Source organism: Neisseria shayeganii 871 (assembly GCF_000226875.1).
Taxonomy (GTDB): Bacteria; Pseudomonadota; Gammaproteobacteria; order Burkholderiales; family Neisseriaceae; genus Eikenella; species Eikenella shayeganii.
Genome location: NZ_JH164926.1, coordinates 2,217,060 through 2,238,659 on the forward strand (window position 1 = coordinate 2,217,060; position 21,600 = coordinate 2,238,659).

The window sequence follows — 21,600 nt, forward strand, 5'->3', positions numbered from 1 at the left end:
TATGCATACTTGTTGTGCTGCGGCATCCACACCTGGGGGTTGGCAAAGCCTCATGTGTTGTGCTTGGAGCCTATCGTCAGCCGTCTAAACCGCCTGCTTAGCCGCAGGCGGTTTTGTTTTCGGCCAAATCGCGTAACGGCTGGGTTCAATGGCCGCCGTTTTTTTTGCCGTTACCCGCCGGCGGGGTGCTGTCGGCCTGGGGGAAAAACAGGCTGGCGGGCTTTTGTTTCAATAGGGTAAACAGGGTGCGCACGATCTGGAAGGGGCTGTCGATCACCGCATCGCGCGAACGCAGGGCCACCCACAGGGTAATGGAAAAACTCACCACCAGATTCACCATGCCGATGGCCAGCACAAACAGCAGGTTGAAGCCGAAAACCGCCCATGAGCTGTGGCTGCTGACGGCCGCATAGCCGAGGTTGGCGGAAGAAAACGCCACATGGCGGATGTCGAGCGGGAGGCCCGTGAGATGACCGAGGTAGCCGGTCATGCCCAAGAGCACGCCGAAGCAAAAATTGCCCATGATGGCGCCGTAATGGGCGTGCAGATAATCGGCCAGGCGGTTGCGCTGCCGCTCGGAGAGCAGGCGCTTGAGCAGCGGGTGCTCGCGCAGGCGCATTTTCAGATTGAGGTAGTCGGAGCGGTTGTCGAAAAAGCCGGCGATGATGCCCGAGCAGAACAGCCATACCCCGGCAATGGCGGCAAACAGCAGGGTGGGCTGGGTAAACGGGTTGAGCGATTTGAATTCGTAAGCCACCGCCGCCGTGTCCAGCAAGGGTTGGCCTTGGCTTTTCAGGTAGCCCCAAGCGATCAGCGAAGCCAGGGACAGGGCGACAAACACATTGCCGAATACCGCCACGCTTTGCGAACGGAATACGTCGATCAGCAGTTGGGCCAGCTTGAGGTTGACCGCGCGGCCCTTGTCGTTGCGCTCCACCGCTTGGGCGAAGCTGGAGGCGGTCATGGCCGGTTGTTTGGTGGCCACGGTGAAATGCAGCATGTGGATGATCACGAAGCCGATGCCGTAGTTGAGGCTGGAGAGCACCGCATACATAAAGGGGTCGGCCACCGTGCTGCCGATGTGGATTTTCAGCAGCGCCATCAGGGCGATGAGCACGCCGCCGCCGGCTGCGGAACGGAACATGCTCCAGTATTCGCTGCGGTTGCGGGTGATGTAGTGTTCGCCGTGGCGGCTGGAGTTTTGGCTGATGCTGCGCGCCAGCATTTTCACGCTGCCGCGCCACAAGGGGGCGATGCTGCGCCGCGCTACGGTGGCGGCGGCAATGCCGCCGGCCAGCTTGAGCGCGCGCAGCAGGCGGGCGCTGCGTTGGCGGGTGTCGTGCAGCTCCATCAGGTCTTCCAAACGGTTGAGCGTTTGGCTGAGCCGCTCCAGCAGGTGCGCCACCGTCATCGAGGAGCCGGCACCGGCGCCGGTGCCTTTGCGCCGCAGGCGGTCAACCAGCTCGCGGCATTGGGCCAGCATCACGTTTAAATGGGCCGGATCGAACGGCCGGTTTTGGCGGTGGTGGTCCAGCCATTCGGACACCTCGCGTTTGAGGCCGACCAGCGGCGAATCCACATCCAAAAGTTTCGGCTCCAGACGGATCAGGTCGGGTTCCAGCTCTTCGGCGGCAATCCACACCGACAGCATTTCCACCGCATACAGGCTGTCGTGGGCCAGGTGGCGGCGGCAGGTTTGGCGCACGTTGGGGTCGGCGCGGCGGTTGAGCAGGTCGAACAGGCGCAGCCAGGCGCGGAACGGCACGGCTTGCAGCCACTCGGGGTCGCGCGGGTGGGCAAACAGCAGCGAGAGCACGTCGCGCAGGTCGTTGCGGTCTTTGTAGGCGGGGTTGAGCCGTTCGTACAAGCGCTGGCGCAGTTCGTGGCTGAAACCTTGGCGGGAGAAGATGCCGATGGTGATCAGGGTGGGGTACACGCGCACGCTGCTCAGCCAGCGGCACAACAAAGTGGCCACGGCGGCGGCCAGTTTCGGGTCTTGCGCCAGCCAGCGGCTGAGCATGCGCATGCGCCGTTCGGCCTGCGCGGCGCCGCCTTGGCGCATCCAAGCCATCACGCCTTGCAGCAGGGCGAAGGCATCGCCGGCGACGGCGGTTTGCGCCAGCAGGGCGGGTATGTCGGAGGCGTGTTTTTTCTGTGTCATGTTTGCCATGTGAGGTTCGAATCGGGGTGGCTGTTCAGGTAGCCTCAGGCTACCTGAAAACGGTGCGCCAACCGAGCGGGATGGATGGGTTTAACGGCCGCCAATCTTTGGGGTTTCTCTCCCCGCTTCGGGCGGCCATCCGGCCAAGCGCAGCAGGGCGGCGCGGTTGGAAGGGGAAAACACTTTCCGGGCGGCTTCGGCCAGGGGCAGCCAAAGGCAGGCGCGGTGTTCGCGCGGCGAAAGGCGGACCGGGGCATCGGCCGGAATGAGGGCGCAGAAGGTGTGTTCGGTGTTGCGCGTGGTGCCGGGTGGATAGCGGTGGCGCCAATGCGGGTAGATTTCGTAGCTTGTGCTCAGGTGCCAATTGTCTATGCGCTCGGGCGGCAGCAGCAGGCCGGTTTCTTCGCCCACTTCGCGCAAGGCGGCGGCGGCGGGGGTTTCGCCGTCTTCCAGGCTGCCGGTGACCGACTGCCAGAAGCCGGCGCGGTCGGCCCGCTCCAGCAGCAGCGCCCGCCCGCAGCCGTCGTGCAGCACCACCAGCACCGACACCGGCCGTTTGAACGGTGTGTTGGCCGCTGCGCTCATTGCGGGTGGCCGTTTTCGCTGGAAACGGTGTTGGCCTGCTCGAGGTAGCCGGCTTTTGTTAGGGCGGAGGCATCGGGCTGGGGGTCGTCGTTCAGAATCCGTACTTCGCGCTGCGGGAAGGGGAATTCGATGCCTTCTTCATTGAAACGGCGCCAGATGGTGAGCAGGATGGCGGAGAACAGGCCCAAAAAGCCGTTTTCCGGGTCTTTTACCCAAAAGCCGACTTTCAGATCGATGCCGTTGTCGCCGAAATTCACCAAAACCGCATTCGGCGCCGGGTCTTTCTGCACCCGCTCTTGGGCGGCGGCGGCTTCTTCCATGATGCGCAGGGCCAAGGTGAGGTCGGTGTGGTAGGCTACCTGAACGTCCAGACTCTGCCACAGGGTTTTGCCGGAATAGGATTCGTTGATCACGGTGGAGGTGACGAAGGTTTCGTTGGGAATCAGCGCCTCTTGGCCGCCGACGCTGCGCAGCACCACGAAGCGGGCGGTGATGTTGGTCACGTAGCCGGTGAAGTTGTCCACCGTCAGGCGGTCGCCGGGGCGGATGGAGCGGTCGCCCAGAATAATAAAGCCGGACACGTAATTGCTGGCGATTTTCTGCAGGCCGAAACCCAAGCCCACACCCAAAGCGCCGCCGAATACTGACAGCACGGTGAGGTCGATGCCGACCAGCGGCAGGGCGATCAGAATCGACAGAAAAACCAGCAGGGTGGTGGCGATTTTCGACAACACGATTTGCAGATTGGCGTCCAGCCGGGTGCTGTTTTTCAGACGGCCGTCGATATAACGCGCCAGCCACAGCGCACCCACCATCATGATGCCTACCCACAGCAGGCCGGTCAGGATGGTGTAGAGGTTGAGCTTGGACGAGCCGACGGTAAACTGCAGGCTTTTCAGCCAGCCGATGATGATGTCGTCCAAACCGGAAATCCACAGCACGAAACCCACCCACAACACCGCGGCCATCGAGTATTCGAGGCGGTCGGTAAAACGGTTGGTCGGCAGGGCGGAATTCAGCACCGCCAAGGCAACGCGGATCAGAATCATCCAGCGGGCGGCCATGGCCAGCAGGCGCAGCCACAGCGAGGGCCAAGTGGACAGATATTGCCAGACAAACATGCCGACCACAGCGGCCAGCAGCATCAGAATCGGCCAGCTGAGACGGCGCAGGAGATGGCGCGTCAGCGGCATTTTGCCGCCTACCGGCGGCACGCGGCGGGTAATCATGCGCGACGCAAAATAGGTACCGGCCAGCAAGGCCAGCATCACCACCAGCTCAGTCCAGCCACGGGTGTCGGTAAAGCTGCGCATCAATAGGGCGGGGCCGAATTCGTCGCGGTTAAACAGGCCGATGAAAAATTCTTTGACGCCGTTGCCGGTGTCGGCCAGCCAATCGGCCGGCGCGGCGGAGTGGGCGGATTCTTGCATATTCGGAACACTTTCTTGTAATGATTCAGGTGTAAAAGGATGTGTGCAGAGGGGCGGATTATACAGGGAATCCTGCTTCGAGCAGCCGCTCTTGGACAGGCATTGCAAGCAGCGGAAGGCGGCTGCTATATTGCGGCCGACCTACCCCACTCCAACAATAAGAAAGAAACGCCATGCCCCGCCACCCCCTGCTCGACAATCCCAAAGACACCCCGCTCTTGGCCGACGTGGCCTTTTTAAGCGATGCGCTGCAAAGCGTGTTGGCGGCCGAAACCGGCGCGCCGGTGCAAGACACGGTGGCGGCGTTGTTGGCCGGCGAAGCGCCGCAGGCGGTCATTGAGCGGGTATTGCCGCAGCTCAACGACACGCAGCTGGAAAACCTGATCCGCGCTTGCAGCCTGTTTGCACAGGTGCTGAACATTGCCGAAGACACCCACCACCAGCGCCGCCGCCGCGCCCACGAAGCCGACGACCAAGCGCCGGGCAAGGCCAGCTTTGCCCGTGTGTTGTCGCTGTTGCAGCAGCAGGGCGTGGATGCCGCGGCGGTGCAGCAGCAGCTGGCGCACACCACCGTGGCGGCGGTGCTCACCGCCCACCCCACCGAGGTGCAGCGGCAAACCATTTTGCAGTTCCACCGCGAAATCCGCACCCTGCTCGACGAGCGCAGCGCCTGCCGGGGCAGCCGCGCCGAGGCCGAGCTGTTGCGCCGCGTGCAAACCGTGTTGTGGTCGCTGTGGCAGACCAACGAAACCCGCCATTTCAAAATCAGCGTGGCCGACGAAATCAACAACGGCGTGGCCTATTTTCCGCTCAGCTTTTTCCGCGCCGTGCCGGGGGTGTACCGCAAAATGCAGGATGCGCTTCAGGTAGCCTATCCCGGCGTGGGCCTGCCCGATGTGCTGCACATCGGCGGCTGGATCGGCGGCGACCGCGACGGCAACCCGTTTGTGTCTGCCGACACCCTGCGCTACGCCTTCCGCCGCCAGGCCGATGCGGTGTTCCGTTTTTACCGCGCCGAGTTGGGGCGCTTGTATGAGGCTTTGTCGATGTCGGTGCGCCGGGTGCAGGTGAGCGAGGCGGTGCTGGCGATGTCGGCGCAATCGCCCGACACCGAGCGCGCCCGCGAAGAAGAGCCGTACCGCCGCGCCGTGGCCTATATGGTGGCGCGGCTGGTGGCCAGCGGCCGCGGCTTCGGCTTGGGCTTGGGCAGCCGTTTCGGCTTGCTCGAACCCTATGCCGACGCCGATGCCTTTATTGCTGATTTGCAGGCGCTGTATGATTCGCTGGCCGCCAACGGCAGCCGTTTGCTGGCCGATGGTCAGCTGGCCGATTTGTTGCGTGCCGCCTCGGTGTTCCGTTTTTATCTGATGCCGCTGGATTTGCGCCAGCACGCCGGCAAGCACGCCGACACCGTGGCCGAGCTGTTTGCACACGCCGATTTGGAAGACTTCCACGCCCTGAGCGAAAGCGCCAAACAGCGCGTGCTCTTGCGCGAGCTGGCCACCCAGCGCCCGCTGTACAACCCTTATGTGCGCTACAGCGACGACACCGCCCACGAGCTGGCGGTGTTTCAGGCCGCCGCGGACATCAAACAGCGTTTCGGCGAAGGCGCCATCCGCCAAAGCATTATTTCCAATGCCGAAAACGTCAGCGACCTGCTGGCTTTGGCATTGCTGCTGAAAGAAACCGGCCTGCTGCGGCTGGAAAACGGCCGCGTGCGCAGCCGCCTCAATATCGTGCCCTTGTTTGAAACCATCGGCGCCCTGCAAGGCTGCTTGGACGTGATGGACAGCCTGTTTTCCCTGCCCTGGTACCGCCAGCTGCTGGCCGGTTGCGACGATATTCAGGAAATCATGCTCGGTTATTCCGACAGCAATAAAGACGGCGGCTATGTCACCAGCCAGTGGTCGCTGTATCAGGCCGAAGAAGCCTTGGTGCGGCTGTTTGCCCGCCACGGCGTGCGTCTGCGCCTGTTCCACGGCCGCGGCGGCAGCGTCGGCCGCGGCGGCGGCCCGGCTTACGAAGCGATTCTGGCGCAGCCTGCCGGCAGCGTGGCCGGGCAAATCCGCATCACCGAGCAGGGCGAAGTGATCACCGCCAAATACGCCGACGCCGACAATGCCGAGCGCAATCTGGAAACCCTGGCCGCCGCCACGCTGGAAGCCAGCTTGCTGCCGCAGCGCGGCGAAGCGCCGGATGCGGCGCTGATGCAGTCGCTCTCCGACGCCGCCTTCGCCGCTTACCGCGCCCTGATCACCCAGCCCGGTTTTATCGATTATTTCCTGCAAACCAGCCCGATACAGGAAATCGCCAGCCTCAACATCGGCAGCCGCCCCGCCAGCCGCAAAACCCTGGCGCGGATTCAGGATTTGCGCGCCATTCCGTGGGTATTCTCGTGGACGCAAAACCGGCTGATGCTGCCGGCCTGGTATGGTTTCGGCAGCGCGGTCGAAACCTTGCTGGCGGCCGATCCCGTGAATTTGGCGCGTTTGCAGCACATGGCCGCCCACAGCGCCTTTTTCCACGCCATGTTGTCGAATATGGAGCAGGTCATGGCCAAGGCCGATCTGGACATCGCCCGCGCCTATCTGGACTTGGCCGAAGACCAAAGCGCCGCCGCCGAGCTGTTTGCCCGCATCGAAGCCGAGTTCGCCCGCAGCCGCCAAGCCCTGCTGCAATTGTTGCAGCGCGACACCCTGCTCACCGACAACCGCAGCCTGGCACGCTCGCTGGCCTTGCGCCTGCCTTATCTGGACGCCCTCAACTGGCTGCAGGCCAAGCTGTTGGCGCGGCTGCGGCAGGAGTCGGACAACGGCCATCTGCTGCAGCTGATCCACCTCACCATCAACGGCGTGGCCCAGGGTTTGCGCAATACCGGTTAAACCGGCGGCCGGAGACGGCCGTGCTTCAGGCTACCTGAATGTTTTGGCGACGCAGAAATGCGCGTGGCTGGTTTCAGGTAGCCTGAACTTGTGTTACCGGCTTGCTGCAGGCTGAAATCCAATCATCAAGAGGGGTGGCGAATGAAAGAATATCGGCAAACGCCGCCATCATCCTACCGTTTGCCGCCCACACCCATACACGCTGAATAAAGGCTACCTGAAACCATGAATCCGCAAATACTGGGCATGTGCCAAATCATCATCGCCGCCGTCTGCTGGGGCTGCTTGGGCGTGTTGGGCACGTTTCTCAACCGGCAGGGCTTCAGCGGCATGGAAGCCGCCTCCCTGCGCGTGACATCTGCTGCGGTTTTGCTGCTGGTGTTGCTGCCGTGGTTCGCCCGCTATTTGAAACGGCTCAGTTTCCGCCAGCTGCCAGCCCTGTTTTGGCAATCCATGCTCGGCATGTTCGGCATGACGGTGTTTTACTTCGGCGCCGTGGCCGCGGTGGGCAGTTCGCTGGCGGTGGCGCTGCTGTACACCGCGCCCGTGTGGAGCCTGATTTTTGCCCGCATCCTGCTGGGCGAGGGGATTACCCGCCGTTCTGCGGCGCTCACCGTGTTGGCCGCCTGCGGGGTGGGCCTCACCATGGCCGGCATCGGCCAGGTCAATTGGTTCGGTATCGGCTTGGGCCTGATGTCCGGCGTCTGCTATGCGCTTTACGGCGTGCTCGGCAAACGCGCCATGGGCCGCAATCCGCCCATGCTGGTGTTGTTCACTTCGGTGTTCATCAGCGCCGTGGCCATGGCCTTTCTGCCCGATACCCACCAAGCCTGGCAGCGCCTGTTGGCGGGTGCGCCGTCGGCCTGGCTGGCGGTGGCGGCTTTGGCGGTGATCGGCACCCTGTTGCCGTATGCGCTCTATATCAAAGGCTTGGAGAAGATGCCGGCCGCCCGTGCCTCCGTGTTCACGGTGATCGAGCCGCTCACCGCGGTGGTGCTGGCCGCCTGGTGGCTGCACGAAAGCTTGAATCTCTGGCAATACGTCGGCGTGGCCCTGATCATCGGGGTCAGTTCGGCCAATGCCTGGGGCGGGCGGGTGCCGTCGGCAAAACGCGACAACTGAATCTTTGCCGGCCCAAGCACTTGCCGCCCAAACGGCTTTCCTTTAAAATCCCGCCCTTTTCAACCCTTGCCTTTTGCATTCGCATGGCAAAAGGCTTTACAGCCGTAAGGAGAAAACATGCGCCATTACGAGATCGTGTTTATCGTTCATCCGGATCAAAGCGAGCAAGTGCCCGCCATGGTTGAGCGCTACAAATCACTGGTAACCGACGGCGGCGGCAACATCCACCGTCTGGAAGACTGGGGCCGCCGCCAACTGGCCTACCCCATCAACAAAATCCACAAAGCCCACTATGTGCTGATGAACATCGAATGTACGCCCGCCGTGGTGGAAGAGCTGGAAACCGGCTTCCGCTTCAACGATGCCGTACTGCGCCACCTGACCGTTAAAATGGACGCCGCAGTCACCGAAGCTTCTCCGATGATGAAAGAAGAGAAGTCCAAAAACCTGCTGAGCGGCCAAGCCGCAGCCGAAGAAACCCCGGCTGCCGAAGCGTAATTTGGAAAACATCCTCCGCCTGAACGCCCGCATCAAAGCCGCCGATACCCTGCGTTACACCCCTGCCGGCACCGCCGTGCTGGATTTGCTGTTGGAGCACGAATCCTGGCAGCAAGACGCCGGAGAGCGCTACTTGGCCCGTTTTGAAATACAGGCCAAACTGATCGGAGCCGAGGCGGCCGTCTGGCAATCCCGGGCCGGCTGCAGCGTAGCAGTCAGCGGTTTTCTCAGTGCTTATAGCCAAAAATACCGCCGTCCGATATTGCACATACAAACGATTCACGAATATAAAGGTTAAAACGACATGGCTCGTCAATCATTCAAACGTAGAAAATTCTGCCGTTTCACTGCAGAAGGCATCAAACAAGTTGATTACAAATCCGTTGATCTGTTGAAAGAATTCATCGCTGAAAACGGCAAAATCATCCCCGCCCGCATCACCGGCACCAAAGCCCACTACCAACGCCAGCTGTCTGTGGCCGTGAAACGCGCCCGTTTCCTCGCCCTGCTGCCGTACACCGACCAACACAAATAATCAACGGAGAGTTTCAACATGCAAATCATTCTGTTAGAAAAAATCGGCGGTTTGGGCAATCTGGGTGACGTGGTAACCGTGAAAAACGGCTATGCCCGCAACTTCCTGATTCCGCAAGGCAAAGCCAAGCGTGCTACCGAAGCCGCTCTGGCCGACTTCCAAGCCCGCCGCGCCGAACTGGAAGCCCGTCAAGCCGAAATCCTGGCCGACGCCCAAGCCCGTCAGGCCAAGCTGGACGGCCAAACCATTACCGTGGCGCAAAAAGCCGGTGTGGACGGCCGCCTGTTCGGTTCTGTGACCAATGCCGACATCGCCGAGGCCATTTGTGCTTTCGGCGTGGAAGCCGCCAAAGCCAACGTACGCCTGCCCGACGGCCCGCTGAAAGCCGTAGGCGAATACGAAGTGGAAGTGGCGCTGCATTCCGATGCCGTGGCCAACATTACCGTATCCGTGGTGCCGGCTGCCGAATAAGCGCCTGCGTGACTGAGACGCACACAAAAAGGCTACCTGAAAATTTTCAGGTAGCCTTTTTTCATGTGCCGCGCCCATCCTTTAGTGTCAGACCTTTAGAGCATGGCGGCCGGTTTAAAATAGCCTGAGACCTTTGCAAAACCCCCAGATGTGGATGCAGTTCAAGGCGTAGCAGCGCAGCGAGCGTGAACGCCAGGAATCCCCGTGGGACAGACATATCATATAGATAGGCAAGCGAGCGAGCAGCGCACAACGCAGAAATGCGCCGCAGATGGGGGTTTTGCAAAGGTCTCAGCCTACATCAAGGCTTCTACTGTATCAGGCCGGCTGCGGCAAATTGAAGACCATCGAACAGCCGGTAGGAAACGGCGGTGGTGATGCTTACCTGATTTAACCCAATATTAATCCAATATTTGATCGGCCTAATTTTTGCCTAAGTTGCAAAGGGTATCATGCACCGTGTTGGCAAAAAGCCCTGCCCCTTATCGGCAGGGCGGCCGATTTATCTTTTATTCATGGTTAGATGAGGATGAGTTGATGAAAAATGCAATTTTGATCAGTATGTTGTTGGCCGTTTCCGCTACCGCGGCAGCGGGTTTTTCAGAGCACGGCACCGCCGAGGCAAACAGCGCCAGTGTCAGCCGCGTGGCGGCCTTGAAAAACCTGCCGGATGACAGCTACGTGGTGTTGGAAGGCCGCATTGAAAAGCAAGTGCGTCGCGAACATTATATTTTCCGTGATGCCAGCGGCAGCATCGAAGTTGAAATCGACGACGATGTATGGCGCGGCGTGAACGTTACGCCTCGTGACAGGGTTCGCTTGACTGCGGAAATCGATCAGGATTGGAACGGTACCGAAGTCGATGTGAAATCGGTGGTGAAAATCCAATAGTTTGCTTGCAGGCTGCCGGTTAGTTTCAGGTAGCCTGTTTCATTACTCCGTGCGTTCCACCTCTTTTCAGGGTGAATAAGGACTGATTTATGAAATGGAAAAAAGCCTGGTGCCTGTTGCCCGCACTGATGTTGGCCGTCGCTCTGCCGGCGTATGCAGACGACGATGACGACGACCGCCACCGCCCTGCCCGGGTTTATGACCGTGATGACGATGATGATGACCGTCGAACAATTTCCCGCCGCCAAGGCCGTGCCGAGACACGGATAATCTCGGCAAACCGCGCCGCCAATGCCGCTTTGCGCCGTATCCGTGGCCGGGTCGGCGATGTGGATTTAACCCGTAAAAACGGCCGACAGGTTTACGAGGTGGACATCCGTGCGGCAAACGGCCGCAAATACGAGGTTTGGGTGGATGCGCGTAGCGGGCGGGTGCTGTCTTCCCGCCGCGACCGCGATGATTGAGCCTCATCTGGATAAGTTTTCGGCTTGAGGACTTCGTGTCTCCCTATCTGGGACACATTTCTGCATTTACTTCTTAAGAAGACCTCCAGTCAGGGGGGGGCCTCCCAAAAGCTTGCGACGCAGTTTGTTAGTTTCGTGATTCTGCTTCGCTACCGAGACAAGTGACAGAAACCAAGCATATTCAACGAATGCGGATACGCTTCGCTGGCCAAACCGGCCAGTAGAGTGAAATTGGATATCTTACGCGCATTTTTCCTGTCCCCTTATGGGATGGCTGCCATAAACAGATGCGGGTTTTCTGCCAAAATACCAATGCAACGCTTTTTGCTGCGCGTCGTACAGAACTACAGGCTGAGACCTTTGCCCCCCTCTGCGGCGCATTTCTGCGTTGTGCGTTTATGCTCTATGGACACTGCTCGCTCGCTTGCCTATCTATCTGATATGCCTGTCCCACGGGGATTCCTGGCGTTCACGCTCGCTGTGCTGCTACGCCTTGAACTGCATCCACATCTGGGGGTTTGCAAAGGTCTCGGGCCGTCTATGATCTTGCTCTCCATGTTCAAAGCCGTCTTAGCACGACACGTCAATCCATCCCGAATGCGAAATGTAGTGTGCGACCTTTGTCCAAACGCCTCTCAATCACCCATAAAAAAACCACCTACCGAAAAAACGGCAGGTGGTTGATTCATTAGTTAAAAAAGCAGGGACGGCGCCTTATACTTTGGCGGCGGCAGCCACTTCGGCTGCGTAGTCCACTTCTTTTTTCTCGATGCCGTCGCCCACTTTGTAGCGCACGAAGCTGATCACTTCCGCGCCGTTTTCTTTCAAGAATTGGGCCACGGTTTGGTCGGGGTTCATTACGAAGGCTTGGCCGTTCAGAGTGATTTCGGCCAAGAATTTCTTGATGCGGCCTTCCACCATTTTGGCGGCGATTTCGGCCGGTTTGCCGGATTCGATGGCTTGCTGGGTGTAGATGTGGCGCTCTTTTTCCACCAATTCGGCATCCACTTCGCTTTCAGCCACGCATTGCGGTTTGGCCGCCACGATGTGCATACCCACTTTGCGGGCCACGTCTTCGGCGCCTTTGAACTCAACCAACACGCCTTCGGTAGCCAGGGCGCCGTGGATGTAGGCAGTCAGGCTGTTGCCGGTTTCGATCACTTGGAAACGGCGTACAGACATGTTTTCGCCCAGTTTGGCGATGATGGCTTTGCGTTCTTCTTCCACCAGTTCGCTCAACTCTTCAACCGTAGCGGGTTTTTTGGCCACGGCGGTTTTGGCAACAAAGTTGGCAAACTCTACAAAGCCGGCATCTTTGGCCACGAAGTCGGTTTCACAGTTTACTTCCACCAAAGCGCCTGCATTGCCTTCGATGGCATAAGCCAACACGCCTTCGGCAGCGGTGCGGCCAGCCAGCTTGCCGGCTTTGGCGCCGGATTTGATGCGCAGGATTTCTTCGGCTTTTTCAAAGTTGCCTTCGGCTTCCACCAAAGCTTTTTTGCACTCCATCATGCCGAGGCCGGTGGCAGCGCGCAGATCGGCCACCATTTTTGCAGTAATGTTAGACATAGCTGTCTCCTAAAATTCATGAACACGAAACGCGGCCGGTGCCGCGCCTCAGAAATGGGAGCAGGCTACCTGAAAATAAGGCAGCCTGCGGGGCAGAGCTTATTCTGCGGCAGCTTGGGCAGCGGCCACGGTTTCGGCGATGGCTTGATTTTTGCCTTCCAAAACCGCATCGGCCATGCCGCGGCAGTACAGACGGATGGCTTTGGCGGAGTCATCGTTGCCCGGAATCACGTGTTTCACGCCGTCAGGGCTGTTGTTGGTGTCCACCACGGCAATCACCGGAATGCCCAGCTTGGCGGCTTCTACCAAAGTGCCGTGCTGATAGCCGGTGTCGATCACGAAGATGGCATCGGGCAGGCCTTTCATGTTTTTGATGCCGCCCAAAGAGCGCTCCAACTTGTCCACTTCGCGCTGCATATCCAGCAGTTCTTTTTTGTTGTAGCCGCTGGTTTCGGCGTTTTCCAAAACCGCTGCTTTTTCTTCCAGGCGTTTGATCGACTGTTTCACGGTTTTGTAGTTGGTCAGCATGCCGCCCAACCAACGGTGGTCGACATAGGGCATGCCGGCGCGGGTGGCTTCTTCGCGGATGATGTCACGCGCTTGACGCTTGGTGCCGACGAACAAAATGGTGCCTTTGTTGGCAGCCAAACGACGCACCACGTCTTGGGCTTCTTGGAACAGCGGCAGGGTTTTTTCCAGATTCACGATGTGGATTTTGTTGCGCGCGCCGAAAATGTATTGCTCCATTTTCGGGTTCCAGTAGCGGGTTTGGTGGCCGAAGTGTACGCCGGCTTCCAGCATTTGACGCATGGTAACTTGAGACATTTAATTTCCTTACAAAGGGTTAAGGCAGACATCCGTGCGCACAGAACCCGGACTCCCGAAAGATTCCGAGCACCCTTTGGCGCAAGATGCGAGCATGATTGGGATAAAAATAAAAAACGCTTCCAAAACGAAAGCGGCGGAATTGTATAGGAAATGAAGCACTCGCGCAAGAAAAGCGCATCCAGAAACAACGTCCTGGATGCTATTTTTGCCCACCAAGCGACACGACTGCTTGGTCATGCAAACAAACCAGGCTGAGACCTTTGCAAAACCCCCAGATGTGGATGCAGTTCAAGACGTAGCAGCGCAGCGAGTGTGAACGCCAGGAATCCCCGTGGGACAGACATATCATGAAGATAGGCAAGTGAGCGAGCAGCGCACAACGCAGAAATGCGCAGCAGATGGGGGTTTTGCAAAGGTCTCAGGCTACCTGAAACGCCGCCGTGGCATTTTCAGGTAGCCTGAGTCGCAGATCGCCGCTTTACGGCACAACCGGCTGCTCGCCTTGATCTGCCATGATTTTGCGGTACACCGCATCCGGCACATAGCGGCGGATGGTTTTCTGCCAATTATGCGGCCCCACCATGCCTTTCACCATGGTGGAAGACACTTCGGCAAATTCACGCGGCGGCATCAGGATCACGGTGGTGATGTCGGGTTGCAAATCGGCGTTGATGTAGCGCATCGAGCGCTCGTATTCGTAATCCGATGCGGTGCGGATGCCGCGCACCACGAATTTGGCGCCGATGCTGTCGGCAAAATCCACCAGAAAACGGTTGCTGAAATGGGCAATGCGCACATTGGGAAATTCGGTGGTGATTTCCGCCAACATGGCCTGCCGCTCTTCCAGCGTGTAGGTAGATTTCTTGTCCGGATTGTTGCCGATGGCCACCACCAGCTCGTCAAACATGGCTTGGGCACGGCGGATCATCCACAGATGGCCGTTGGTGGGCGGATCGAAGCTGCCGGCATACACGGCGCGGCGCGGCGCGTTCATCGTTTTTCCAGAATCACGGAGCCGATGGAATAACCGGCGCCGAAGCTGGACAGCACGCCCAAGTCGCCGCTTTGCAGGCCGTCTTGGTATAAATGCAGGGCAATCACGGAACCGGCCGAACTGGTATTGGCATAGCGGTCGAGAATAATCGGCGCTTCTTCGGGCGTGGCATCGCGGCCGAGCACGCGGCGGCTGATCAAATCGTTCATGCTGCGGTTGGCCTGGTGCAGCCAGAAGCGTTTCACCGCTTCGGGGGCGATATTTTGGGCCGACAGATGGGCAACAATGTGTTCGCCCACCGCCGGGCAAACTTCTTTAAATACCTTCCGGCCCTGCTGCACAAACAGCTTGTCGGCCGCCAGCGGGTCGTTATCCGCCTCACAGCGGTTGAGAAAGCCCGCATTATTGCGGATATTGTTGGAAAACTGGGTCCACAGCCGAGTGCTGACCACATTGAAGCCTTGCTTGGGCGCGGCCAAATCGGCGCGTTCGAGCAGCAAGGCGGTGGCGGCATCGCCGAAAATAAAGTGGCTGTCGCGGTCGCGGAAATTCAGGTGCGCGGTGCAGATTTCGGCGCTGACCACCAACACACGGCTGGCCGAACCGTTGGCAATCGCGTCCGCCGCCGTTTGCAGGCCAAACGTGGCGGACGAGCAGGCTACATTCATGTCGAAAGCAAAGCCGCCGGCACCCAAAGCATGCTGAATCTCCACCGCCACCGCCGGATAGGGGCGCTGCATATTCGAATTGGCCACCACAATCATGTCAATGTCGGCCGCAGCCACACCGGCACGGTCCAAAGCATCGCGTGCCGCCGCCACACCGATTTCGGCCTGCAGCGACAAAGCGTCATTGCTGCGCGGAGCAAATACCGGATGCATGATGTCCGGATTCAAAATCCCCTCTGTGTCCATCACAAAACGGCTGCGGATACCGGACGCTTTTTCGATGAATTCGCTGCTGGACTCGGCCAACGCCGCACGGCTGCCGGCGGCAATTTCATCGGCATGTTCTTGATTGTACTGGGCCACATAGCGGTTGAAAGCGGCAACCAGCTCTTCGTTACTGATGCTGAAAGGCGGGGTAAACAGGCCGGTTGCGCTGAGAACGGCGGCGGGGTGGGACATAGCGGTGCTCCAAAATAAAAGCGCGGGAAACCCGCAAACGCGGCAAGCATAATGCTTTGGAAAACGGAAGTCAAAGCATGGGCGCCATCGGAGAAAGCCTGTATCAAGCAGCACGGTACCGCATGGCTGTTGCGGGTGCCGAGGGATGCAAAACATTCCGCCTTCTCATCCAACCAGATGTTTTAAGAGGCTAGATGGACAGTTGCTTCAGCCGCAAAGACGAAACCTTGCTCAATGCCCATAACCCGCTATGCATGCAGACTAAAGGGCCCCTCACAAACCTATCCGGTAATTTTGGATTGGAAAGATCCCCGGCAGTTTGATACCGCGCCCCAATCAATACTGTCCAACAAATTTCCCTTCAACGGTGCCGTATTTGCCAGCACTGGTGAATCTTCTTATTGCGGAAGTCATCAGGCACGGAAGATTTCGATACATCCCAAACCTGATAACGCTCCATAATGGCTGCTTCCAAAACAAAGCTGCGCAGATTATTGGAAAAATAGAGGCAGCCTGCTGGTGCCAACAATTGCATTGCCCCGTCGATCAAAACCGCTTGGTCGCGCTGGACATCCAAAACATCGAGCATTTTTTTGCTGTTGGAGAAGCTGGGCGGATCCATCACAATCAAATCGAAGCATTTTTGCTCGGCAGCGGCTTGCTCCAAATAACGAAATACATCGGCGCGGATAATCTGATGACAACGCTCATCAATGCCGTTTAAGGCAAAGTTGCGCTTGGCCCATTCCAAATAGGTATTCGACAAATCGACCGTTTCACTGCTTACCGCGCCACCGGTAGCGGCATAAACGCTGAAACTGCCGGTATAGGCAAACAGGTTGAGGAAGCGTTTGCCGGCGGCTTCTTCGCCGACTCGGCGGCGGGTGTTGCGGTGGTCGAGAAAGAGGCCGGTATCCAGATATTTATCGAGATTCACCCAAAACGCCCGCCCGTTTTCGTGAATCACAAAATCCTCTCCCTCGGCACCCGTTTTTTCATACTGCTGCAAACCTTTCTGGCGGGCCCGTCTTTTCAGATGGATATGCTGCGGCGGGAAGCCGGTGACAAACGATACCGCCTCCACCACCTCGGCCAGCCAGGCTTCATACTCATCAGGCGGCAGCAGCCAGCCGGTGTCGTATTCCTGCAGGTGCACCTGATCGCCGTAAATGTCGACCGCAAACGGATATTGCGGAATATCGCGGTCATACAGCCGCCACGCTTCGATTTGCTGGCGGCGCGCCCATTTGAGCAAGTGTTTGGCATTTTTGCCCAAGCGGTTGGCGAAAGCGGAGATATCGTTCATAACAGGCTACCTGAAAAAGAAGGCCGCCATTGTAGCGGACAATCCGGCCGCTCACCGAACCGCCTTACCCCAACCATAGCCACCATCTTGGCATTTTCAGGTAGCCTTCGATTCCATCACAATAAATTTCAAACACTTGCTTGACGGCTTGGCAACGCATCTATATGATGCGCGCTCTTTTTCACTTTGAAGCCATCGTCTTCAGCCAGCCGGCTGTTTCTCATCAGCCGTTTTGCCTTGAGCAGATTCCATCCTGCCCGCCAATACGGGCAGTCTCGATTGAAGGTTGTCGCCGATGTCACCCCAAGCCGGACGGCTTGCGACAAGTCTTTACCGTAACTTCCGTTACCGCCTCCCCAGCTTCACGGCTGCCCCTGTTTTCACGCGGGCAGAAAGCCTTGTTGTTCCCATTGGAAACACATGACCATTAAATTCAGCGACTTACTGCACGACAAAAACCTACTCTCCGCCCTGCGCAGCGCCGGCTACGAAGAGCCCACCCCGATTCAGGTACAGGCCCTGCCCGCCGCACTGGAAGGCAAAGACATCATGGCCTCGGCCCAAACCGGCTCCGGCAAAACCGCCGCCTTCCTGCTGCCCTCGCTGCAACGCATCACCAAACGCAGCGAAAAACCCGGCAAAGGCCCCCGCATCCTGGTGCTCACCCCCACCCGCGAGCTGGCCGCGCAAGTGGAGAAAAACGCGCAAACCTACGCCCAAAACATGAAATGGCTGCGCACCGTCACCCTGGTGGGCGGTTCCTCTTTCGGCTTCCAAATCAAAGCCCTCAGCCGCCCGGTTGACGTCATCGTGGCCACCCCCGGCCGCCTGATGGACCACATGCGCAGCGGCCGCATCGATTTCGACCGCCTGGAAGTATTGGTATTAGACGAAGCCGACCGCATGCTCGACATGGGCTTTATCGACGACATCGAAACCATTGTCGCCGCCACCCCGGCCGAACGCCAAACCCTGCTGTTTTCCGCCACCTGGGATGGCGCCGTGGGCAAACTGGCGCGCAAGCTGACCCGCAACCCCGAAGTGATTGAGGTGGCGCGCGTGGACGACCAAGGCAAAATCGACGAACAACTGCTCTACTGCGACGACAAAAACCACAAAAACCGCCTGCTCGACCACATCCTGCGCGATGCCAACATCGACCAATGCGTGATTTTCACCGCCACCAAAGCCATGAGCGAGCAACTGGCCGACGAGCTGTACGACAAAGGCTTTGCCGCCAACTGCCTGCACGGCGACATGCCGCAGGGCTGGCGCAACCGCACCCTGATGGACTTGCGCAAAGGCCGCATCAAAATCTTGGTGGCCACCGACGTGGCCGCCCGCGGCATCGACGTGCCCACCATCACCCACGTCATCAACTACGACCTGCCCAAACAGGCCGAAGATTATGTACACCGCATCGGCCGCACCGGCCGCGCGGGCCGCCACGGCTTGGCGCTCAGCTTTGCCGAAGTCAACGAATATGTGATGGTGCACAAAATCCAGAAATACATTAACCGCACCCTGCCCGAAGTGGTGATCGAAGGCATGGAACCCACCCGCAAACGCAACAAAAATGCCGCCGGCAAGCCCAACAACAAAGGCAGAGGCGGCTGGGGCGGCAAAAGCGGCCACGGCGACAAGAAATGGGGCGCCAAAAAAAGCGGCGGTTTCAAAAAAGACGGCTTTAAATCCGGCAATGGCAAGCCCGGCGGCATGAAAGAGCGCCGCAAACCGACCGCCCACAGCCGCTAAGTCGCTGTTAAACGAGAACAGTCGGAGCCCCTTTACTCCCCATCTCTGGCTTGTGCGAAGTTCTCAGGCTGAGTTGTTTCAAGCTGGCATGGCCGTGTTGATGTTTTGGAGCAGGGAGAACAAAGGTTTCAGGCTACCTGAAAACAGACAACGCCAGTAGCGGCTGAGCCGAAAAGTTTTCAGGTAGCCAGAGCTCTTTGCCAAACCGAAAAAAAGCATACAAAAACCGCCGTATCCGCATAAGCCGGATACGGCGGTTTGGGCATCAGGGTTTAGTGCAAACCTTGGATAAAATTGCCGACGGCCTGCATTTCTTCCGGTGTCATGCGTTTGGCGATGTCCACCATGATGGCGTTGGTGCGGCGGCCGCTTTGATAGGCGTTGAGTTGGTCCACCACATAAGAGGTGTGCTGGCCGGCCAGGCGCGGGTAGGCCACGGTGCCGTCTTGCGCTTTCGCATTGCCCGGAATACCGGCGCCGCTGGGGCCGTGGCAAGACATACAGGCCGGCAGGCCTTTCTGAGCCAAACCGCCGCGGTAGATGCGGGCGCCCAGCTCGGGATTTTCTTTCGGGTTGGCCTCGCCGGATTTCGGCAGCTGGGTGGCAAAGTAGGCGGCCACGTTGGCGATGTCCTGCTCACTCAGGTTTTCCACCAGCGGGCGCATGGTCACAGCGGCGCCGGTATTGCGGCTGCCGTCTTTGATGGCCAAAGTTTGCTGTACGGTATAGGCGGGGTGTTGCGCCGCCAAGCGCGGATACATGGCGATCGAGGTGTTGCCGTCCGCACCATGGCAGGCGGCGCACACGGTTTCGGCAATTTCTTTGCCTTTGGCGATGTCGGCTGCCTGCGGGGCGGCCAGAGCGAAGCCGGAAGCGGCCAGCGCCAAGCCCAACAAGGTAGTACGTTTCATTAAAATGCTCCTAAAATCAGGGCGTTGATTCTTGACTCCGCCCCCAATACTCTATGAATCGGGCCTGCCCGATTTAAACCGATATTTTCATAAACGTGGTATTCTATACCAAATTTCACAAATTGTTCCAGCCATGACGCTTTTTCAAAACGCAAAATTCTATACCACCGTCAATCATTTAAAAGACCTGCCCGACACGCCGGCGGAAATCGCTTTCGTCGGCCGCAGCAATGCGGGCAAATCCAGCGCCATCAACACGCTGACCAACCACACGCGTCTGGCTTTTGTTTCCAAAACCCCGGGGCGCACCCAGCACATCAACTTTTTCGAGCTGCCCAACGGCGGCTTTATGGTGGACCTGCCCGGTTACGGCTACGCCCAAGTGCCGGAAGCCATACGCACCCACTGGGTAAAGCTGCTGGGCGACTATTTGCAAACCCGCCGCCAGCTGATCGGCCTGATTCTGATTATGGATGCGCGCCATCCTTTGAAAGAGCTGGATGTGCGCATGCTGGACTTTTTCGCCCTCACCGGCCGGCCGGTGCACATCTTGCTGTCGAAAGCGGACAAATTATCCAAGAATGAGCAAATGAAAACTTTGTCTGCCGTCAAGAAAGCGTTAAAACCCTTTACCGAACGGCAAGAAGTAGGCGTGCAGCTGTTTTCCAGCCTGAAAAAACAAGGCATTGAAGAAGTGGATGCCGTGGTGCGCCAGTGGTTTGAAAGCCACACTGCTGCCAACACCGCCGCAGACGATGCCGCCACCTCAGAGCCGCCGCAGGCTACCTGAAAGCGCGGCACCGCCCAAGCAATCAATAAGGAGCGCCCATGCCCGATTGGCACTGCCTGGCCGACAGCCAAGCCCACCTGCCCGCCGGTTACGGTTCGGGCCAGCCCACCAGCGCCAGTGCGCTGGAAGGCTTGGCCGAGCTGTTGGGCGAGGGGCCGCAGGCAGCGCAACTGCGCTCGGCGGTGGCCGCTTATCAGGCGCAAAACCCGCTTTACCGCGAACTCAATTACATCAGCCGCGATTTGGAGGAATACTGCTTTTTGCAGTGCGTGGCCGCTGGCGACGCCGCCGAATGGGGCTGCCGCCTGGGCCGCCATCTGCATTTTTCCTATTACGGCCTGTTGGGTTATTTGATGCTGCTCAGCGCCGACTTGGGCACCGCGCTGGCCACCGCCCTTCAGTTTCCGCTGCAACTGGGCAGCTATTTCGGCATCCGCCTGCTGCATTGCCCCGACAGCGGCCAAGCGCAGCTGCGCTTCGAGCATTACCGCGGCCGCCCCGAGCTGTTCCGCTTCCATCTGCGCCTGTGCGCCGAAGCCTACCGCCAAATCATCGCCACCCTAGGCGTGGTGGACGGCGGTGCCTTTGCCACCCAATACCGCGACCAGGGCGGCGAGGCCGACGCCCTCTGCTTTAGTGCTGAATTATTGGCGCTGCCGTTGCCCTATGCCCAAAGCAGCGTGTTTGCACAAACCCTGCGCCAATGCTGCGCCCTCGAACAGCAAATCGGCGCCCTCTTGATGCAGCCCTTGGTGCTGAAGGTGCGCACCCTGATGGCCGGCGATTTGAAGCGCTACAGCGCCATGCCGGCGGTGGCGGCCGAATTGCACATGACCGAGCGCACCCTGCACCGCCACCTGCGCAAATGCGGCACCGCCTTCCAAACCCTGCTCGACGACATTCGCCTGCACGAAGCGGTGGCACTGCTGCACGACCGCCAGCACAATCTGGCGCAGATTGCCGACGCCCTCGGCTTTGCCGACCCCGCCGCCTTCAAGCACGCCTTCAAACGCTGGACCGGCAGCAGCCCCGCCACCTGGTACGGCCGTTAGCGTCTGTGACAGCCGGCGTGAAGGGTTTTCAGGTAGCCTGAGACCTTTCAAAACCCCCATCTGCGGCGCATTTCTGCGTTGTGTGTTTATGCCCTATGGGTACTGCTCGCTCACTTGCCTATCTGTATGATATGTCTGTCCCACAGGGATTCCTGACGTTCACGTTCGCTGCGCTGCTACGCCTTGAACTGCATCCACATCTGGAGGTTTTGCAAAGGTCTCAGCCCGC

Annotated in this window: 23 protein-coding genes; 11 read left to right on the forward strand and 12 right to left on the reverse strand. The window is 59.0% G+C overall.

The features are described from left to right. Positions 1 to 145: 145 nt before the first annotated feature. The 3 genes from HMPREF9371_RS10235 to HMPREF9371_RS10245 all read right to left on the reverse strand — a co-directional run bounded on the left by HMPREF9371_RS10235 (position 146) and on the right by HMPREF9371_RS10245 (position 4,176). Positions 146 to 2,170, reverse strand: a complete 2,025-nt coding sequence (locus HMPREF9371_RS10235) for a site-specific recombinase (protein WP_009120058.1) — start codon at positions 2,168 to 2,170, stop codon at positions 146 to 148. Between the two features lie 81 nt (positions 2,171 to 2,251). Further along, complete coding sequence (gene nudB, locus HMPREF9371_RS10240; RefSeq protein WP_009120059.1) at positions 2,252 to 2,746, reverse strand: dihydroneopterin triphosphate diphosphatase; 495 nt, start codon at positions 2,744 to 2,746, stop codon at positions 2,252 to 2,254. Next, the gene (locus HMPREF9371_RS10245; RefSeq protein WP_009120060.1) at positions 2,743 to 4,176 is read right to left on the reverse strand and encodes a mechanosensitive ion channel family protein; all 1,434 of its coding nucleotides are present in this window, start codon (positions 4,174 to 4,176) and stop codon (positions 2,743 to 2,745) included. The genes nudB and HMPREF9371_RS10245 overlap by 4 nt, the downstream gene beginning before the upstream one ends. Positions 4,177 to 4,349: 173 nt before the next feature. On the opposite strand from HMPREF9371_RS10245, the gene ppc reads away from it, so the two are divergent. The 6 genes from ppc (at position 4,350) to rplI (ending at position 9,684) form a co-directional block, all read left to right on the forward strand. Beyond that, the gene (gene ppc, locus HMPREF9371_RS10250) at positions 4,350 to 7,058 is read left to right on the forward strand and encodes a phosphoenolpyruvate carboxylase (RefSeq protein ID WP_009120061.1); all 2,709 of its coding nucleotides are present in this window, start codon (positions 4,350 to 4,352) and stop codon (positions 7,056 to 7,058) included. 225 nt (positions 7,059 to 7,283) lie between these two features. After that, the gene (locus HMPREF9371_RS10255; RefSeq protein ID WP_009120063.1) at positions 7,284 to 8,180 is read left to right on the forward strand and encodes a DMT family transporter; all 897 of its coding nucleotides are present in this window, start codon (positions 7,284 to 7,286) and stop codon (positions 8,178 to 8,180) included. 117 nt (positions 8,181 to 8,297) lie between these two features. Next, complete coding sequence (rpsF, locus tag HMPREF9371_RS10260; RefSeq protein WP_009120064.1) at positions 8,298 to 8,678, forward strand: 30S ribosomal protein S6; 381 nt, start codon at positions 8,298 to 8,300, stop codon at positions 8,676 to 8,678. A gap of 1 nt (position 8,679) precedes the next feature. Then, entirely contained in the window at positions 8,680 to 8,976 is a 297-nt protein-coding gene (gene priB, locus HMPREF9371_RS10265; RefSeq protein WP_009120065.1) for a primosomal replication protein N, read from the forward strand. Between the two features lie 6 nt (positions 8,977 to 8,982). Beyond that, complete coding sequence (rpsR, locus tag HMPREF9371_RS10270; RefSeq protein WP_009120066.1) at positions 8,983 to 9,213, forward strand: 30S ribosomal protein S18; 231 nt, start codon at positions 8,983 to 8,985, stop codon at positions 9,211 to 9,213. Positions 9,214 to 9,231: 18 nt separating this feature from the next. Further along, a complete protein-coding gene (gene rplI / locus HMPREF9371_RS10275; protein WP_009120067.1) occupies positions 9,232 to 9,684 on the forward strand; it encodes a 50S ribosomal protein L9 in 453 nt (150 codons plus the stop codon). Positions 9,685 to 9,745: 61 nt separating this feature from the next. Here the strand turns inward: rplI and HMPREF9371_RS13720 are convergent, their stop codons facing one another. Continuing rightward, entirely contained in the window at positions 9,746 to 9,979 is a 234-nt protein-coding gene (locus tag HMPREF9371_RS13720) for an ATP-dependent exonuclease (protein ID WP_232203148.1), read from the reverse strand. 242 nt (positions 9,980 to 10,221) lie between these two features. On the opposite strand from HMPREF9371_RS13720, the gene HMPREF9371_RS10280 reads away from it, so the two are divergent. After that, positions 10,222 to 10,575, forward strand: a complete 354-nt coding sequence (locus tag HMPREF9371_RS10280) for a YgiW/YdeI family stress tolerance OB fold protein (protein WP_009120070.1) — start codon at positions 10,222 to 10,224, stop codon at positions 10,573 to 10,575. Between the two features lie 89 nt (positions 10,576 to 10,664). Then, a complete protein-coding gene (locus HMPREF9371_RS10285) occupies positions 10,665 to 11,039 on the forward strand; it encodes a PepSY domain-containing protein (protein WP_009120071.1) in 375 nt (124 codons plus the stop codon). A 714-nt stretch (positions 11,040 to 11,753) separates the two neighbouring features. On the opposite strand, the gene tsf is transcribed toward HMPREF9371_RS10285, so the two are convergent. From tsf to HMPREF9371_RS12660, 7 genes are all read right to left on the reverse strand, one after another. Then, positions 11,754 to 12,608 carry a translation elongation factor Ts gene (tsf, locus tag HMPREF9371_RS10290; protein ID WP_009120072.1) on the reverse strand — a complete coding sequence of 285 codons (855 nt, stop codon included), beginning with the start codon at positions 12,606 to 12,608 and terminating at the stop codon, positions 11,754 to 11,756. Between the two features lie 99 nt (positions 12,609 to 12,707). After that, positions 12,708 to 13,433, reverse strand: coding sequence for a 30S ribosomal protein S2 (gene rpsB, locus HMPREF9371_RS10295; protein ID WP_009120073.1), 726 nt, complete (start codon positions 13,431 to 13,433; stop codon positions 12,708 to 12,710). A gap of 236 nt (positions 13,434 to 13,669) precedes the next feature. Beyond that, positions 13,670 to 13,858, reverse strand: a complete 189-nt coding sequence (locus tag HMPREF9371_RS13725) for an ATP-dependent exonuclease (RefSeq protein ID WP_232203149.1) — start codon at positions 13,856 to 13,858, stop codon at positions 13,670 to 13,672. Positions 13,859 to 13,914: 56 nt separating this feature from the next. Then, entirely contained in the window at positions 13,915 to 14,430 is a 516-nt protein-coding gene (gene coaD / locus HMPREF9371_RS10300; RefSeq protein WP_009120075.1) for a pantetheine-phosphate adenylyltransferase, read from the reverse strand. After that, positions 14,427 to 15,557: a beta-ketoacyl-ACP synthase III gene (locus HMPREF9371_RS10305; RefSeq protein ID WP_009120076.1), complete on the reverse strand. Its 1,131-nt coding sequence runs from the start codon at positions 15,555 to 15,557 to the stop codon at positions 14,427 to 14,429. Before HMPREF9371_RS10305 ends, coaD begins: the two co-directional genes overlap by 4 nt. Positions 15,558 to 15,918: 361 nt before the next feature. Further along, the gene (locus tag HMPREF9371_RS10310) at positions 15,919 to 16,863 is read right to left on the reverse strand and encodes a class I SAM-dependent methyltransferase (protein ID WP_009120078.1); all 945 of its coding nucleotides are present in this window, start codon (positions 16,861 to 16,863) and stop codon (positions 15,919 to 15,921) included. A 128-nt stretch (positions 16,864 to 16,991) separates the two neighbouring features. Beyond that, entirely contained in the window at positions 16,992 to 17,189 is a 198-nt protein-coding gene (locus HMPREF9371_RS12660) for a hypothetical protein (RefSeq protein ID WP_156787028.1), read from the reverse strand. Between the two features lie 94 nt (positions 17,190 to 17,283). On the opposite strand from HMPREF9371_RS12660, the gene HMPREF9371_RS10315 reads away from it, so the two are divergent. Beyond that, positions 17,284 to 18,618: a DEAD/DEAH box helicase gene (locus tag HMPREF9371_RS10315; RefSeq protein ID WP_009120079.1), complete on the forward strand. Its 1,335-nt coding sequence runs from the start codon at positions 17,284 to 17,286 to the stop codon at positions 18,616 to 18,618. Between the two features lie 272 nt (positions 18,619 to 18,890). Here the strand turns inward: HMPREF9371_RS10315 and HMPREF9371_RS10320 are convergent, their stop codons facing one another. Continuing rightward, on the reverse strand, positions 18,891 to 19,529 hold the full coding sequence (locus tag HMPREF9371_RS10320; RefSeq protein WP_009120081.1) for a c-type cytochrome: 639 nt from the start codon (positions 19,527 to 19,529) through the stop codon (positions 18,891 to 18,893). Positions 19,530 to 19,662: 133 nt separating this feature from the next. Here HMPREF9371_RS10320 and yihA point away from each other — a divergent pair, with 133 nt between their 5' ends. After that, positions 19,663 to 20,319, forward strand: a complete 657-nt coding sequence (gene yihA, locus HMPREF9371_RS10325; RefSeq protein ID WP_009120083.1) for a ribosome biogenesis GTP-binding protein YihA/YsxC — start codon at positions 19,663 to 19,665, stop codon at positions 20,317 to 20,319. Positions 20,320 to 20,357: 38 nt separating this feature from the next. Next, entirely contained in the window at positions 20,358 to 21,371 is a 1,014-nt protein-coding gene (locus HMPREF9371_RS10330; RefSeq protein WP_009120084.1) for an AraC family transcriptional regulator, read from the forward strand. Positions 21,372 to 21,600 lie beyond the last annotated feature (229 nt).

Coding starts and splice junctions, on each gene's coding strand:
- HMPREF9371_RS10285 (WP_009120071.1), top strand. CDS start 10,665: ATGAAATGGAAAAAAGCCTGGTGCCTGTTGCCCGCACTGATGTTGGCC.
- HMPREF9371_RS10255 (WP_009120063.1), top strand. CDS start 7,284: ATGAATCCGCAAATACTGGGCATGTGCCAAATCATCATCGCCGCCGTC.
- HMPREF9371_RS10315 (WP_009120079.1), top strand. CDS start 17,284: ATGACCATTAAATTCAGCGACTTACTGCACGACAAAAACCTACTCTCC.
- HMPREF9371_RS10320 (WP_009120081.1), bottom strand. CDS start 19,529: ATGAAACGTACTACCTTGTTGGGCTTGGCGCTGGCCGCTTCCGGCTTC.
- rpsB (WP_009120073.1), bottom strand. CDS start 13,433: ATGTCTCAAGTTACCATGCGTCAAATGCTGGAAGCCGGCGTACACTTC.
- HMPREF9371_RS10245 (WP_009120060.1), bottom strand. CDS start 4,176: ATGCAAGAATCCGCCCACTCCGCCGCGCCGGCCGATTGGCTGGCCGAC.
- HMPREF9371_RS10330 (WP_009120084.1), top strand. CDS start 20,358: ATGCCCGATTGGCACTGCCTGGCCGACAGCCAAGCCCACCTGCCCGCC.
- rpsF (WP_009120064.1), top strand. CDS start 8,298: ATGCGCCATTACGAGATCGTGTTTATCGTTCATCCGGATCAAAGCGAG.
- tsf (WP_009120072.1), bottom strand. CDS start 12,608: ATGTCTAACATTACTGCAAAAATGGTGGCCGATCTGCGCGCTGCCACC.
- HMPREF9371_RS10235 (WP_009120058.1), bottom strand. CDS start 2,170: ATGGCAAACATGACACAGAAAAAACACGCCTCCGACATACCCGCCCTG.
- HMPREF9371_RS10305 (WP_009120076.1), bottom strand. CDS start 15,557: ATGTCCCACCCCGCCGCCGTTCTCAGCGCAACCGGCCTGTTTACCCCG.
- yihA (WP_009120083.1), top strand. CDS start 19,663: ATGACGCTTTTTCAAAACGCAAAATTCTATACCACCGTCAATCATTTA.
- rplI (WP_009120067.1), top strand. CDS start 9,232: ATGCAAATCATTCTGTTAGAAAAAATCGGCGGTTTGGGCAATCTGGGT.
- coaD (WP_009120075.1), bottom strand. CDS start 14,430: ATGAACGCGCCGCGCCGCGCCGTGTATGCCGGCAGCTTCGATCCGCCC.
- nudB (WP_009120059.1), bottom strand. CDS start 2,746: ATGAGCGCAGCGGCCAACACACCGTTCAAACGGCCGGTGTCGGTGCTG.
- ppc (WP_009120061.1), top strand. CDS start 4,350: ATGCCCCGCCACCCCCTGCTCGACAATCCCAAAGACACCCCGCTCTTG.
- HMPREF9371_RS10280 (WP_009120070.1), top strand. CDS start 10,222: ATGAAAAATGCAATTTTGATCAGTATGTTGTTGGCCGTTTCCGCTACC.
- rpsR (WP_009120066.1), top strand. CDS start 8,983: ATGGCTCGTCAATCATTCAAACGTAGAAAATTCTGCCGTTTCACTGCA.
- HMPREF9371_RS10310 (WP_009120078.1), bottom strand. CDS start 16,863: ATGAACGATATCTCCGCTTTCGCCAACCGCTTGGGCAAAAATGCCAAA.